Annotated in this window: 13 protein-coding genes and 1 pseudogene; 4 read left to right on the top strand and 10 right to left on the bottom strand. The window is 40.7% G+C overall.

The window, feature by feature from the left end; all coding sequences use genetic code 11:
- Nucleotides 1–54: 54 nt before the first annotated feature.
- Nucleotides 55–579 carry a DUF937 domain-containing protein gene (locus V7K98_RS23210; protein WP_335026116.1) on the bottom strand — a complete coding sequence of 175 codons (525 nt, stop codon included), beginning with the start codon at nucleotides 577–579 and terminating at the stop codon, nucleotides 55–57.
- A 157-nt stretch (nucleotides 580–736) separates the two neighbouring features.
- Complete coding sequence (locus tag V7K98_RS23205; protein ID WP_335026114.1) at nucleotides 737–2,458, bottom strand: sensor histidine kinase; 1,722 nt, start codon at nucleotides 2,456–2,458, stop codon at nucleotides 737–739.
- Nucleotides 2,459–2,724: 266 nt separating this feature from the next.
- On the opposite strand from V7K98_RS23205, the gene V7K98_RS23200 reads away from it, so the two are divergent.
- Entirely contained in the window at nucleotides 2,725–4,278 is a 1,554-nt protein-coding gene (locus tag V7K98_RS23200) for a YcjF family protein (protein WP_335026112.1), read from the top strand.
- Between the two features lie 192 nt (nucleotides 4,279–4,470).
- Here the strand turns inward: V7K98_RS23200 and rppB are convergent, their stop codons facing one another.
- The 5 genes from rppB to V7K98_RS23175 all read right to left on the bottom strand — a co-directional run bounded on the left by rppB (nucleotide 4,471) and on the right by V7K98_RS23175 (nucleotide 11,479).
- Nucleotides 4,471–5,886: a two-component system sensor histidine kinase RppB gene (gene rppB, locus V7K98_RS23195; RefSeq protein ID WP_335026110.1), complete on the bottom strand. Its 1,416-nt coding sequence runs from the start codon at nucleotides 5,884–5,886 to the stop codon at nucleotides 4,471–4,473.
- The gene (gene rppA, locus V7K98_RS23190; RefSeq protein WP_335026108.1) at nucleotides 5,873–6,577 is read right to left on the bottom strand and encodes a two-component system response regulator RppA; all 705 of its coding nucleotides are present in this window, start codon (nucleotides 6,575–6,577) and stop codon (nucleotides 5,873–5,875) included. Before rppA ends, rppB begins: the two co-directional genes overlap by 14 nt.
- A 233-nt stretch (nucleotides 6,578–6,810) precedes the next feature.
- The gene (locus tag V7K98_RS23185; RefSeq protein WP_335026106.1) at nucleotides 6,811–7,296 is read right to left on the bottom strand and encodes a DUF2808 domain-containing protein; all 486 of its coding nucleotides are present in this window, start codon (nucleotides 7,294–7,296) and stop codon (nucleotides 6,811–6,813) included.
- A 459-nt stretch (nucleotides 7,297–7,755) separates the two neighbouring features.
- Complete coding sequence (locus tag V7K98_RS23180) at nucleotides 7,756–8,241, bottom strand: hypothetical protein (RefSeq protein WP_335026104.1); 486 nt, start codon at nucleotides 8,239–8,241, stop codon at nucleotides 7,756–7,758.
- A 127-nt stretch (nucleotides 8,242–8,368) separates the two neighbouring features.
- Nucleotides 8,369–11,479 (bottom strand): efflux RND transporter permease subunit, encoded by a 3,111-nt coding sequence (locus tag V7K98_RS23175; RefSeq protein WP_335026102.1) that lies wholly within the window; start codon nucleotides 11,477–11,479, stop codon nucleotides 8,369–8,371.
- Between the two features lie 199 nt (nucleotides 11,480–11,678).
- On the opposite strand from V7K98_RS23175, the gene V7K98_RS23170 reads away from it, so the two are divergent.
- Together V7K98_RS23170 and V7K98_RS23165 are read left to right on the top strand one after the other, a co-directional pair.
- Nucleotides 11,679–11,912, top strand: a complete 234-nt coding sequence (locus V7K98_RS23170; RefSeq protein ID WP_335026437.1) for a DUF433 domain-containing protein — start codon at nucleotides 11,679–11,681, stop codon at nucleotides 11,910–11,912.
- Nucleotides 11,909–12,250 (top strand): DUF5615 family PIN-like protein, encoded by a 342-nt coding sequence (locus V7K98_RS23165; protein WP_335026100.1) that lies wholly within the window; start codon nucleotides 11,909–11,911, stop codon nucleotides 12,248–12,250. Before V7K98_RS23170 ends, V7K98_RS23165 begins: the two co-directional genes overlap by 4 nt.
- 24 nt (nucleotides 12,251–12,274) lie before the next feature.
- Here the strand turns inward: V7K98_RS23165 and V7K98_RS23160 are convergent, their stop codons facing one another.
- From V7K98_RS23160 to V7K98_RS28970, 3 genes and pseudogenes are all read right to left on the bottom strand, one after another.
- Complete coding sequence (locus V7K98_RS23160) at nucleotides 12,275–13,846, bottom strand: efflux RND transporter periplasmic adaptor subunit (RefSeq protein ID WP_335026098.1); 1,572 nt, start codon at nucleotides 13,844–13,846, stop codon at nucleotides 12,275–12,277.
- Nucleotides 13,847–14,191: 345 nt separating this feature from the next.
- Entirely contained in the window at nucleotides 14,192–14,395 is a 204-nt protein-coding gene (locus V7K98_RS23155; RefSeq protein ID WP_335026096.1) for a hypothetical protein, read from the bottom strand.
- A 49-nt stretch (nucleotides 14,396–14,444) separates the two neighbouring features.
- Nucleotides 14,445–14,660 (bottom strand): annotated as a pseudogene (locus V7K98_RS28970) (IS1634 family transposase); the annotation flags it as partial.
- Nucleotides 14,661–14,978: 318 nt separating this feature from the next.
- On the opposite strand from V7K98_RS28970, the gene V7K98_RS23150 reads away from it, so the two are divergent.
- Nucleotides 14,979–15,356 carry a hypothetical protein gene (locus tag V7K98_RS23150; RefSeq protein WP_335026094.1) on the top strand — a complete coding sequence of 126 codons (378 nt, stop codon included), beginning with the start codon at nucleotides 14,979–14,981 and terminating at the stop codon, nucleotides 15,354–15,356.
- Nucleotides 15,357–15,404: the final 48 nt, after the last annotated feature.

The raw sequence follows: 15,404 nt of genomic DNA, 5'->3' as shown, positions 1-15,404 counted from the left end.
TTCTCAGCCTATGTCTTAGGTGACGTACTCCACACACTTCACTTGAATTCTTCTTCAATGTCTCATATACCGACTTGCCATTTGGATGGCATCAGCGATATCAACATCACCATCGCCGTCAGCATCCAAAAAGGAATTTAGTACAGGATTCCCGCCAGCTTGCGGATTTTGAGCATTTGCGCCTGATTGTAAGAAATTCAGCACTAAAGGTACTGCTAAAGGTAGCAATTGTTGAACTATACCAGCATCTAATCCGGTGCGCTGGGCAGCAACCTCGGCTACTTGCTGTTGTATTTCAGGAGAAAACAGCGAATCGACTGCTTCGGGATTAGCTGAACTTCCAGCGTATTGATTAACTAAACTTTGTGCGGCTTCATTTCCGTCTGTAGCTTGCTTGTCTTGTAAAGCAGAACGCACTTGACCACCGACAATTGACAAAACTGATTGAATGGTAGAAGGGTCTGCGCCAGTACTTTGGCTCAACTGTTGTACAGTGTTAATAATTCCTCCCAGTTGCCCTAAGCTGCCCTGTTGATTAGGATTAGTGACGGCCCCAAGAATTTGATCGAAAAGTCCCATAAATTTATTTCTCCCTTTATTCTCAAAAAGCTTGCCAAAAATGGCTTGAAGTGTTTCATGTAGGCAAACTTTCGTCAGTCCACTAAAAGATTTAAACACGCAAGCTTCTACTTGCTGTTAATTATTATGAAAAAATTAACTTTGGAAAGCTACTAGCTCAAGGATGAGAAATCGGTAAAGTGATATCTGTGGTGGGCAAAGCAATGGCAAATTCTGTACCTTGATTTAACTCAGACTGACAGCTAATCTTGCCTTTGTGTTTTTCTACCACGATCTGATACGCGATCGCTAGCCCCAAACCAGTACCAATACCTCGCGGTTTGGTTGTAAAAAACGTTTCAAATATCTTTTTCTGATTTTCTGCTGAAATACCAGGGCCGTTGTCAGCAATTCGCACTATCACGAAATCATTCTGGCAACGCTCTGTAACAATAGTGATTTTAGGGACAAATTCAGGATTATCAGCCGATTTTTGCTCTAAAGCATCAAGTGCATTGCTGAGAATATTCATAAATACTTGGTAAAGTAAACCCGTGTAGCCTGGAATTGCTGGAATCTCCCCATAGCTGCGAACAAGGTTAATTCCATTTTTTAGGCGATTATTTAGAATCAATAATGTACTATCTAAACAAGCGTGTAGCTCTAGTGACTGCGCTTCCCCATCGTCTAAACGAGAGAAATCTTTTAGACTTCGGACAATTTCTCGCGTGCGTTCAGCGCCCACTTTCATTGAATTAAAGAGTTTTGGCAAATCCACTTCTAGAAATTCCAAATCAATTTCTTCTGCTAGAGTTTGCACAGCAGTGGAAGGGTGAGGAACTTCGGCTTTGTATATTTGTAGTAATGCTAATAAATCGTCAGTATAAGTTTTCGCGTGTACAAGGTTGCCAGAAATGAAATTTACAGGATTATTAATTTCGTGAGCAACACCAGCTAACATCCGTCCTAAACTAGACATTTTTTCACTTTGAATAAGTCGGACTTGGGCTTCAGCTTGTTGTTCTTCTAAAAGGTGCTTCACTTGTTGAATTAGCTGGTTAAGAGACGTAGTTAAAGCCCCAACTTCATCTTGGGTAATTACGGGTGCTTGCAAGTCAAAATTAGCTTCTTGGGTGACTCTTTGGGCGATATTTGTCACCGCATTAATCGGATAGGCAATGATTGTACTGGTGTAGAAAGCTAGGATAGCAGCGATCGCTACTGACAGCACCATACTACCAATAATAATCTGAGCTTGGATTAACGCAGCCTTTTCTTGGGCTAGATCAGCGTCCTTTTGTTGTTCTTGAACTGTTTTGGCAAAGTCGGTTAACTCATGGGAAAATTGATAAAACTTCAGGGACTCCTGACTTTGACTGAATTTTGAGATTAATTGTTGTACTTTTAATGTTCCTTCCGGCTGTGAACTTAACGGTAAAATTTGCTGAATCAGCGCTCTGAGTTGTTCAAAATATCCCGCTATTGTGCTGTTCTGCTTTGTAAGCAGAGTTTGTAAATCCGCTTGCGAATTGGTTTGACTAAATTCTTCCATCTGAGAAAGCAAAGTTTCAGTTTCTGCCAAATTGCTTTTGAAATCAGAAATTCCTCTTTGCAACACTTGTGGCTGCTGTAAAAAAAGCACTATTTCTTGCTGATAAATCTGTATTTTCAACAATTCCCCTTGTAAACTACTTAACAAGCTTCCTTTTTCGTCTGCCAAGTTCATTTGTTCTCTAGCTTGTTGAAAATAGCGATCGCCTATTACCAACCCTGCTGTTGTTCCTAAAACTGCAATTCCCAAAGCCAAACCATATCCATAAAAAATTTTTTGCCGAATACTCAGGCGATGGAATCTTTGTTGAACCCAGTTAAAGTACTTTAATTGAGGTGTCGGAGTCATGTATTACTCGCTGTTGAATTTTTTACTACGCGGTTTTTCATCAAAAACAACAAATCCAGCCGCAAATAAGAACACATTTAATCCAAAATGCGCTCTTAGTTTATCAAAAGGAGCTTTTTTCTACCCTGGTCAAAAATACTGAAACTATGAAGATTATATGTATCTACCTACTGAGATATAACAATCTGAATTTGATCTCAAAAAATCCTGAAACTATTAAGATCAGAAGCATCTGCCTACTAAATACCCACTAACCTTTCTCAGCCATGCCTCTGTCGCGCATAGTAACGCTAATTGTTGGTCTAATCGTCATTTTGGGGCTTTCCCTATGGCTAATTGATTCTCTATCGCGCCTCTATTGGCAATTGTCCTATTCGCCGTTGCTTGGCAATTTGCTGCTGTTGCTGCTGATTGTCCTTATCGGAGCCTTGGTTGCCGCTTTTGTCTATTATGTATTGGTAATTCAATCTGGGGAAAAGCGATCGCGCCGCAACCCCAAGCGAGTCACTGCGGCGCAAATTCCTGCTGCTAAATCTGACGCTGCTTCTACAACTCTCCAAGCTGTGCGCCAACAGGTAGCGCAAATTCAAGATGAAGTCACACGCCAAGCTTTATTAAGTCGATCGCGCGAGATTGAAGCGAACTTAGCCCGTGGTGAAATTCAAGTAGTAGTATTTGGTACGGGGAGTGCTGGCAAAACTTCTCTAGTTAATGCAATTATGGGACGCATGGTTGGCCAAGTGGATGCACCTATGGGTACAACCCAGGTTGGAGAAACCTATTGTTTGCGGTTGAAGGGATTAGAACGGAAGATTTTAATTACAGATACGCCAGGGATTTTAGAAGCAGGGGTGGCGGGAACAGAACGCGAACAAATGGCGCGAGAACTGGCGACAGAAGCAGATTTATTATTATTTGTGGTGGATAATGACTTACGACGCTCAGAATATGAGCCGTTGCGGGGGTTGGCGGAGATTGGCAAGCGATCGCTTTTGGTGCTTAACAAAACTGATTTATATACAGATGAAAATAAAGAAGCTATCCTTGCTAGGTTGCGTCAACGGGTACGGGGATTTATTGCTACTAATGATGTAGTGGCGATCGCAGCTAATCCCCAATCTGCACAACTAGAAACTGGCGAAACTTACCAGCCGGAACCCGATATCGTCCCTTTGCTACGACGCACAGCTGCTGTTTTACGCGCCGAGGGTGAAGATTTGGTAGCGGATAACATTCTTTTGCAATCTCTGCGATTGGGAGACGAGGCGCGAAAACTCATCGATAGTCAGCGTCGCCGTCAAGCTGACAAAATTGTGGAACGCTTTCAGTGGATTGGTGCTGGTGTAGTCTCAGTCACGCCCATACCAGTTGTGGATTTATTGGCGACAGCCGCAGTAAACGCTCAAATGGTTGTGGAAATTGGCAGAGTCTACGGCTGTGAATTGAATATGGAACGGGGAAGAGAGTTAGCCCTTTCTTTAGCGAAAACTATCGCCAGTTTGGGCATTGTTAAAGGCGCGATTCAGTTATTATCTACAGCGTTGCAACTTAATGTTGCTACCTTTCTAATAGGTAGAGCGATTCAAGGCGTGACAGCAGCTTATTTAACGCGAATTGCTGGTAAAAGTTTTATTGAATATTTTCGTCACGATCAAGACTGGGGTGATGGTGGAATGACGGAAGTTGTGCAGAAACAGTTTCAGATTAATCGCAGAGATGAATTTATTAAAGCTTTTATTCAAGAAGCGATCGCGCGAGTTGTGAAGCCGTTACAAGATAAATCTGAAGTAGTTGAGGAAGATACGGAAGCTAAAGGTTAGGATATTCTGAGCATAAGAGAGCAATATTTATTTTTGGTAGGTTCATCTTTTACGTCCAATACCTAAACCAATTTCAGATATCCAGAGTTTATCCCCAGGGTTAGCGCGTCTCAAACTCTATTGACAGGTGGATTATAGCAGAGGGGAAGAGTTTGAGAGAGCCGCCGCTAATACAGAAATCATATAAGGAGATCATGTTCCACGCCGCCTGTACCAAATCCTGACAAATGGTCGAGTGAAGCGATCGCTCTTTAAGGGTGTAACATCAAAAGGTAGTTGAACTGTAAAAGTGCTGCCTTTACCTAATTCGCTTTGTACATTTAATTTACCTTGATGCGCTTGAACAATAGCTTGAACAATGGCTAATCCTAATCCAGAACCGCCAGTATTACGAGAGCGATCGCTATTCACCCGATAAAAACGATCAAAAATTCGAGTCAGTTCGTGTTTCGGGATACCAATGCCTGTATCTTGAACTTTAATTACAGCATTATAGTCATTGCGATCTAATAAAACTGTTACTTCTCCCCCTCTGGGTGTGTATTGAATTGCATTGACAATTAAATTTGAAACTAAGCGATAAAGCTGATCAGAATTACCTATAATATTCAGAGGTTGATTCAATTGTATCAAAGATGTCAGCTTTACCTCTGTGGCAGTTGCCATCGCTTCAAATTCCTCAATTAAATCACTAATAATATCAGTTAGACAACAAATTTCATATTGTAACTTTTGGGCTTGTCTATCCATACGTGCCAACATTAATAAATCAACAACTAAAGTAGTTAGTCGCTGATTCTGACGCTGTATAGTTTGCAAAATATCCCGTGCTTCTTCTTCGTCTATTTGTGACATTAAAAGTGCTGATTCCACCGTTGCACCTGTTGCAGCTAAAGGCGTTCGTAATTCATGGGCTGCATCTGCTGTAAACTGTTGAATTTGTCGATAAGATTGATAAATTGGCTGCATAGCTAATCCTGATAACCACCAACTAGCAGCAGCAATCATACCCATTGCAACTAGTAGCCCTAACACCAAAATTAGTTTTACACTATCCAAGTAATGATTAAACTCTTGTAGACTTCGCCCTACCTGCATATATCCCCAGTCTTGATAATTTTGGGTATGCAATGCTAGGGTAATTTGATGGTAATCCTTACCTTTACTATCTTTGAGAAATTGCCAAATTTTTGGATCAAAAACATCAGGTAATCCCTTGGGATAATAACCAGCATTAGCAACTAATTTTCCTGAAATATCAAAAAAACGTATATAGTAGCTAGTTTTAGTAACAATACCAAGAAGATGGCGTTTAGAATGGGGATGTTTTTGAATACAATTAGTAGCTTGAATTCCACAGTTATCTAGATTTGGGAATAACTGATGCGCTAAAGGTTTCAAATCTCCAGGCGACTGTAGTTTTAGTTCAATACTGTCGTGCAGTGTCCCCCCTACAGATTCGATTTCACTATCTAAAGCCACCACATGAGCATGAAACACTGCTCGATAAAAACCGAAAGCAGATATGCTTAAAATTAAACCCATAACGATCGCATAATACAGAGCTAACCGAATACGGGTAAGTCGAAACAGCTTATTCTGATTCATTAGTGAAATTCAGACGATACCCCATACCATGCAAAGTTTCAATCAAATTAGGACAGTCGCTATTGCTGAGTTTGCGACGTAACAAACGTATTTGCGCCGCCACTACATTGCTACTAGATTCCGCATTAACTTCCCAAATTTGATTACGAATTTGTTCAGTAGTGACAATCTGCTTGGGGTGCTTCATAAAATATTCCAATAGTTGGAACTCTTTATTAGTTAAAGGAATGCTTTGCTGTTCGCCTATAGTATTTTGTCTTACAACTGTACTGTTACCATAATCTAGAGTCAAGTTACCAACAGTTAATTGTTGAGGTTGGAAATGTGGAGAGCGACGCTGCAAAGCCCGCAATCGTGCTAGCAATTCTACCATACCAAATGGCTTCACTAAGTAGTCATCTGCACCCGCATCTAAGCCAGTAACTTTATCTTCCATTCTATCTTTAGCAGTTAGCATCAAGACAGGAAGGGGATTTGCTTGAGAACGCAATCTTTTGCACAGTTCTAAACCACTAATTCCTGGAAGCATCCAGTCAAAAATTGCTACTGTATATTGTGCCGAACTATTTTCTAAGTAAGCCCACGCTTCAGTCCCATCTATTACCCAATCAACTAAGTACTTTTGTTGATTTAAGGTACGCTTGATAGCAGTCCCTAAATCTGGCTCATCTTCGACTAGCAGCACCCTCATATCAAATTTAGTTCTTATATACTTGTGGCTTATACCGTTTCTTTGTGAAGCCGCGTCAAATACTAGATTTTTTTAACGCAAAGGTACGCGGTGAACCAGCGCTGCAGGAGGGTTTCCCTCTGTAGGCGACTGGTGAACCCGAAGGGAGGTTAGCGCTAAGGTATGCAGAGGTTTTTTAAAGATAATTCGCTATGTCTCAAAATAATTAGGCGCATCTTCATAGAGAATTGGTATTAGTAGAGACGAAATGAAGCTATACCTATAGGAATTTCTGCATCAATGCCAACCTCTTTAGCTGAAAAGCTGTAGACAGAACCATTACCAATATTTTGTCTTTTTATGTTGTTCAAGTCAATATAAAACATAGTGTTAGGAGCAACTGGTTCGGGAAAAGCTAATAGTATTGTTTTACCATTGACAGAGATATTAGTGTTAATCTTGTGTTCATTTTCATCCACAACATCAATATTTTTAATGTCACTACTTATAGTTACATTGTCTGGAACTTTGATCAGTAGTTGGGTAACAGCTTTGCTATTTTGGGGAATGTGTAGCCGGAAAGTATGTCTAAAAAGTCCCCAGCGTGTGGGAGGGAATTGTGTATTTCCATCAATATGGGGAACCCTACCATCATCTGTCTTAGCACTTGCATAGCTAGGAGAGATCATAGATGCAGTAGTCAGAGTCAATGCAATAGTGTAAATCAGTAGCTTATTCATATTTACTGCCAAAATTATTAAATTATCTAAACAAAGTACGTTTCCCTATTTACTAGTTTGACAGTTGACTATGAAATCAAGATGAAAATTTATCGAACAGAATTCAGGAGTCAGGAGTCAGAATTCAGTTGGGTATTCTGTACGACTGGTGGATGAATAATTGGGTTTAAAACCCCTACTGAACTACCGTTCAGTAGCTCAAAATCCTGCGCCGGTCTCTCTTACAAAGTTGCTCCTCTTGGGGAGACCCCAAGACCGCACTTTGCGCTGAATCCCCGACTGATTTATTCTGACTCCTGTTAGCGATAGCGGGGCGTTCAGCCCATTCTGACTTCTGAATTCTTCTTCAATCAATCCAAAGCCGTAAAATACAAAGACGCAAATGCTCAGATCCCCGACTTCTTCAAGAAGTCGGGGATTTTTTTGTTCGTAACTTATTTAAAATTGCTTGCAGGTAATTTATTTATTAAAACTAAAACGACCGTCTAATTTTTTGCCGTCAACAGCTACAAGCATTTTCACTTGATACTGACCAGAAGCTTTTTCTGGTAACAAAACAGTATAATGTTTACCTTCTTTATCATAGACAAGATTTAAAGTTTTTTCACTGCTATTAGGTGTCTGAACTTGAGCCGTCACTTTGGCGTTAGGTATTGCTTCGTGATTATTGCCTTTTTGCAAATAGAAATCCATGTGTGTGCCGTTATCTTCTTTCTCAGGTACAAACTCTAAATGATAAGCACCTGACTCAACAACTTGACCCCCGTGATTGGCTTCAGGATGACCAGATGATTGAGTTTTAGCGACGGTTTCTGTTTTACTTGCGGTTCCAGAGGTTGGGGCTGATGATTTATTATTAGATTCAGATGATTGATTGCTACAAGCTGCTAAAAACAATAACCCTGCACTTGCGAAAACAACAAAGCCGAATTTGAGTGATTTCATTAATTTAGTCCTGATTTGGATTAGTTAAAAATGGAAACAAGATATAGAAATCCAGTTTGATTTTTGAAAATATACGTAGGGTGTGTTAGAACAGAGTTCGTAACGCACCCTACAAAAACTTAAATTTTCATACAATTGAACCTTGAATAACTTCAATATTTTGTACTGGCGCAGTAGTTTTTGGAACTAAAAATTTACCGAATTGAGAATACAAAGCTGGCAAAACTAATAATGTTAAAGCAGTAGAAGTAAATAAGCCCCCTAACACTACCACAGCCAAAGGTTGCAAAATTTCTTTACCTGCACCAGAACCAATTACTAAGGGAACCATACCTAGTGCTGACGAAAGTGCTGTGAGGAGAATTGCAACTAATCTTTCCATCGAACCATCAACAATTACTTGTTTAAGTGGTATTCCTTCAGCGAGGCGATGATTATAGTTATCCACTAACAACAATCCGTTGCGAGTAGCTACACCAAATAGAGTGATAAAACCAACCATCGAAGCAACGGAAATAATACCACCACTCAAGGCCACAGAGATAACCCCACCAATTAATGCCAGTGGCAAGTTAATCATAATCATGACTGTGGCAGGAATTGACTTGACGGCAAAGTATATCAGTACGGAAATTACTGCAAAGGCGATCGCACCTGCAATAATTAAAGTCTGCGTTGCTTGTTCCTGCGCTTGAAACTGACCGCCAAATTGGACGTAGTAACCTCCAGGTAGTTGAATTTGTTTAACGCGATCGCGTACATCTTTAATTACAGAACCCAAATCCTTCCCAGCAACGTTGGCAGAAACCACAATCAGCCGGGAAACATTTTCACGATTAATCGTACTTGGCCCTGTGCCATAATCGACTTTGGCAACCTGGGATAAAGGAATTTTCTGCCCGTTGGGTGTATCTACCAACAAGTTACCAATGACATCCAAATTATTACGGGAGCTATCTTGCAACCATACAACGAGATTAAACGTTTGTTGCTTCTCCAACACCTGGGAGACTACTTTGCCATTTAACCCAGTCTCTATCGTTTCTGCCAGTTCCCCCACAGTTAACCCATAACGAGCCGCCGCATCACGATCAAATTGAATTTGAATTTGTTTGACTGGAATTTGGGGTTCTAGTTGCAAATCCACAATACCGGGAATACCATTCATGGCGGATTGTACCTGTTTCCCAAGAGTGCGGAGTTCTTCGAGTTCAGATCCGTAAATTTTCACTGCGATCGCACTTCTCACGCCAGAGAGGATATCATCTATGCGGTGGGAGATAAATCCACCAATATTAGTTGCTACACCAGGAAGTTTTTCAAACTCTTGGCGGAGGACTTCAACAGTCTTCTCCCGATTTTTCGCGCCTTCTTCGCTAATCTGGACATCCAACTCACCAAAGTTTACCCCAGCCACTTCAGGATCTCCTTGAGCAAACCCAGATCGTAAGGCAATGAAATCAAAACGGCGATCGCTTTTCAGGGCATCCATCACCGCTAAAGCCGCTTGGTTAGTTGCATTCAGAGATTCCCCAGGCAAAAGAACCATTGAATTAACCAAAGAACGGTCTTGAAATTCAGGTAAAAAGACTTTTCCCAACCCAGGTAGAATAATTATCGATGCAATAAACCCCGCAAGTGCCACCCCTAAAATCACCTTGGGGTAACGAATCGAAAACTTCAACGCTGGACGATAAAATTGATGTGCTTTGCCCTCAAGCCAAGTTTCCGTACTTGGTAAAGGTTGATTTGCTAGTAATAAGGCACATAATGCTGGAGTTAGTGTTAATGCAACTAAGGTAGAAGCGAGAATCGATAACAAATATGCCATTCCCATCGGCGTAAAAATTCGACCTTCCACGCCAGACAAAACAAAAATAGGTGCAAAAACTACTGCAATAATCACAGTGGACAATAAAACACTGACACGCACTTCCACTGAACCGTCAAATACCACTTGTAAAGGATTTTTTGGGTTCCCTGCTAGTTGGTTTTCTCGCAATCGGCGGTAGACGTTTTCCATATCAACGATCGCATCATCCACCACTGAACCAATAGCAACAACTAGTCCACCCAAGGTCATTGTATTAATACCTTGTCCAGTCCAACTCAGAATAATCATGCCTAACAGTAATGACAAAGGCATCGCACTGAGGCTAATAATTACGGTGCGCCAGTTCATCAAAAAGATAATCAGGATGACTGAAACGATAATGATGCCATCCCGTAAGGCTTCCTCAACGTTTTTAACTGAAGCCTCAATGAATAAATCTTGGTCAAAGGTTTTAGTAACCTTGACATCCTCCGGTAGCCCTGGCTTAATCTCCTCCATTGCTGCTTCCACAGCTTTGACTACAGTGGGAGTATCTGCCGCAGGCTGCTTAGAGACAGTTAAAATTACTGCTCGTTTCCCTTGAAATAGTCCATCTCCTCGTCTTAGTCCTGGGCCAATTTTCACCTCTGCTACTTGTTCCAGTAATACGGGTGTACCTTTAGTCGCTTTGATAACTGAACGCTTGAGTTGATTAATCGACTCTATTCGCCCAATTCCCCGAATTAGTGTTTCTTGATCGGGAGTAATCAAAAATCCTCCCGGCACATTGACATTAGCATTCTGCACTGCTTGGGTGACTTCTGGCAGCGAGACATTGTAGGCTTTAAGCTTGTCTGGGTCTACCAAAACTTGATATTGTCGCTCATCGCCTCCGTAGAGAAAAACATTACTCACCCCCGGTACAGCCAGCAAGCGATTTTTCACATCCCAATTAGCAATCCGCCACACTTCCATCATGTCGGTGCTTTCAGCAGAAAAAGCATATTTAACAGCCCATCCCAAGGGCGAGTTAATAGGCAAGATTTCTGGCTGTTCAACTCCTTGTGGCAGTTTTACCCCTTGTAATCGTTCTGTTACTAGTTGGCGATCGCGGTAAATATCAGTATCCCAGCTAAAGACAGTTTTTATAGCAGAAATTCCAATAGCAGATGAAGATCGCAGAGACTCTAATCCAGGTGTGCCATTAATCGCGCTCTCAATTGGGCGAGTCACCAAAGACTCAATTTCTTCTGGTGCTAAACCGGAAGCTTCAACTTGAATTTCCACTTGCGGCGGAGCGAAGCTAGGAAATACATCGAGGGGCATTTGTGTGATGACACGCAATCCCCACAGACTAATTAATATCGAGGCAATAACGATGAGCCACCTTTGGGCGATCGACCATTTAACAATGGAATTGAGCATTTTTGAGACAAATCAAGGGTTTTTTGCTTGAAGATACCTATCTGGGAAGTTCGGCACTGTATCTAATGTCTCAAATGAAGATGAAATCAGGATGAAATTAGGGTTGATATTTGTGATCCCTTGTAGCGAACGAATGCGGATTAAATAAAGTGCAAAACTATTGACATGGTAAAATATTATTTACTAGTCAAAATCAGTAATTAACTCAATGAATGAATTATTAACTCGTATTACTCAAATTCCTGGTCAATGTGGGGGTCGTCCTTGCATTCGAGGTATGAGAATTAGAGTTAGTGACATTTTAGAAATGTTAGCGGAAAATGTCACTGTTGGCGAAATTTTAGAAGACTTTCCCGATTTAGAAGCAGAAGATATTCAAGCTTGTCTTCTTTTTGCTGCACGACGGACTGATTTTGTGCGGTTGACAGCATGAAGATTTGGATTGATGCACAGTTACCACCGAAATTGGCAAGTTGGGTAACAAATACTTTTGCTGTAGAAGCTTTGTCGTTAAGAGATATTGGTTTACGTGACGCTAAAGATATAGAAATTTTTGAGGCTGCAAGAATCGCCAATGTCATAATTATGACGAAAGATAGTGATTTCGTGGACTTGGTTTGTCGGCTAGGGATACCTCCCCAAATTCTTTGGTTGACTTTTGGAAATGTTACTAATCGTAATTTACGTCAACTTCTGACAATTACTTTACCTGATGCACTGGAACAATTACGTCAAGGAGAAATGATTGTGGAAATTAGCAATTGTCGGTAAACAATTACAATATTTACCTCATTTTCAATCCTTTGATACATCATAGGGAAGTTCTGCCCCTACTGGAATTACTTGATTATTGCTGCGACGACCTACCATAAAAGCTACTACAGCTATTGCAGCACCTCCACCTGCTCCCAGTAACCACAAAGGTACTGTTTTAACCTCTGTTGTCTGCGATGGAACTTCTGTATGTTCCGAGGCTTTTATCTGGGTACCACCTCGCAGAGATTGGGCGTAGAGTTGTGGTGCGCGTTGAGTGACAATCATATCTCCCTCAAATAAGCCACTCTTGACTTCAACCATATCGCCAGAAGTCTGGCCTAATGTGACTTCAACTGTTTGGTAAGCACTACCACTCTGCACATAAACAACTTTCTTCCCATTCGCGTCTACCACTGCTGAGGTAGGAATAGCTGAAATAGCAGAGGACGTTTCATCTGTTAAAACTTCTAGTTCCGCAAACATTCCCGGTTTGAGTTGTCTGCGTGAGTTATCTATCTCTGCTTGTACTGGTACAACTCTTGTTTCTCCCTCCACCACCGTACCAATCCGGGAAATTTGACCAGAAAAAGTGCGATCGCTCACACTAGCAACTTTTAATCTAATTCTCTCACCAATTTTTACCTTACCTAAATCTTTTTCATATATGTTAGCTGTAGCAAAAACCCGACTATCGTTGACAATCGTCATTAATTTGCCACCAGCATCATTAAAAGTTTGACCAATAGTCACTTCTCTATCAGCAACCTTACCAGATATAGGAGCAGTTACTGTCACTAATCCTTTAGAATTTGGGAGATTTCCTAGTTGAGCAAGTCGAGTTTGATAACTAGTATTACTGCGATTAATATTTGACTTTGCTAACTGAACTGATGCTTGAGCGCGTTTGAGTTGATTTTCTGCCCCGATAACGTCCCGGCGGCTCTTCGCTTTAGTAAGTTCGGCTTTTGCCTGCGCTAGCTGGGTTTGAGATTCCAGAGCATTGCGACGAGGTAAAGCACCAGCATCAGCTAATTGTTTGTCTTTGTTGTATTTTTCTTGAGCAAAGTCAACTTGACTCTGTGCTTGGGCAATTTCAGAGTCAGCTATTTGTTGATATCTTTGGTAATTTTGTTGAGCCAGTCTTAAATCAGCTTCGCTGTAATGTAAATCAGCTTGAGCTTGTGTTAGTTTGTCCTGAGATTCTACACGCAATGTCACTAAATCTGGACTAGTAACAACAGCAACAGGCTGACCTTTTGTTACTGATGCCCCAGGTTCCACTAACAATTCAACTACTTTCGCTCCTTGAATTGGAGTAGTCACTTCTACTTTTTGGCTGGGAAGAGTCTCAATTTGTCCAGTAGTTTTGATGCCAATGGCTAACTTTTGACGTTGGACAGGCTCGACTTTAATCCCTAGACGTTTGGCTGTATCGGCATCAACCTGAATAGAATTATTAGTTGAAGTGGCTTCACTTCCTCCTTTAAACTCATTTCCATGTCCGCCATGAGCCATAACAATTGTAGGACTTGCTAATAACAGCAGGCTCAGAAATGTGCCAGAAACACAACCAATAACTGTAGGTGTTTGGGAACGCAGAGAGTTAGACATTGCTATTAAAAGTCCTTGAGTATGGGAGAGAGGATATTGCGAACGGTCAAAAGTACTTTTAAGTTTTAGAAATACACTCTCTTACTAGTCTTTCATTCAGAAATGAAATTAGGATGAAATCAAGTTTTGACCGCTCTCAGAATCACATCACTCTAAACACAACTGGAATTAAAGAAAGCAAGTGTTCTCTATCTATTTGGCATTGGATACTTGCATTATGCTTGACATAGATACTTTTCCTTATTTTGCTCCAGATTGCGACAAACCTGAAACTCTAAAAGGGTCAAAACACGCTTTTCCATTTGAAAGTAGTCGAATTAATCCTGTAATATAGCCTTTCTCGACCTAGTAAGGTACACCCGTAGGGGCACAGCATTGCTGTGCCCTTACACCAAGCGATATTATTTTGTACCGCATCTGAATGGGAACCGCTATATGATCTCCACGCTGTAAATAAATTGGAGTTAAAAATAGAGGAAAGCCTTTAAGTCGAGCAAATCCTCGTTCAGTTAAATACTCATCTCTATAGGCACGAACAACTTGTTTCAAAGATAACAGAGATTTTGTTTGATTTGTAACGTAGATTCGCCAGATTAGAAGCCCAGGCTTGGACGTGATTTAAACGGTGATCTGCTTGCGATAATATGTGTGCTAACCAAATTACTGCTACATTTCCCAGACTTACACCTTGCCAATTTCCATGTCTGGGAAAATGTTTATCGATTAGCGATTGTACGCCCATACGCTCTATTTGAGTTAGAAGTATAGGTATATCATCGACTCGTTCCTTTGTGATTATGGGTTTAGTAGCCATAAGTGCGAACATATACCTAATCGAGTCTTTTTGGGAATATGTCCTTCGGTATACTTTTGACTATCTACTTTTCCTAACTCATTAAAAAATGTGCGAACCGGGAGTAATTAATTATTAACTGTCTTAACTGTCTTAACTGTCCGTTTAAGTGACTTAAACTGCTATTGCATTTTATTGAGAAACCTGAGATTATCTGTTTATTAAAATAATTGTGAAAAACGATAAAATAAAAAAATTTCTACTTTTCATTAGGCTAAATAACTTTTATTACGATTTATAATTTTTAACTAGCAAATAAAAACTTTGAGGGTGATTAAAATGAATGAAGTCGTTAAAAAGCTTGCTGGACTGGGACTTCCTGGCGTAATTCTCGTGATTCTAGCGGTTACATCAGGAGGTAGTTCCGCCGCCGTTGCAGCTACCCTTACAGCATTAGGGGGTCCGTTTGGTATCGTCGGAGGTATAGCCCTGCTTGGTCTAATAACTGTTGCCGGAGATGCCGTAGCCGGATATGGAATAGAAGCCATTCTCAAGGCTATCTATGAAGAACGAAGCAAAACTGAATCCGTGACATTTCTCCTCAATGAAATTAAAGATTTACCAATTACAGAAGAGCTAAAACTCAAACTGAAAAATGAACTGACACCAGAAAACAGTACTGATGCCCAAAAGGTTGAGATTCCAAAAGTAGTTTAAATCGTTGAGGAATAAATTATAACTTCTCAATAGGTAAGCGCTGGGAAA

Source organism: Nostoc sp., from assembly GCF_036917435.1.
Lineage (GTDB): Bacteria > Cyanobacteriota > Cyanobacteriia > Cyanobacteriales > Nostocaceae > Nostoc.
This window is presented reverse-complemented; position numbering and strand designations above follow the sequence as displayed.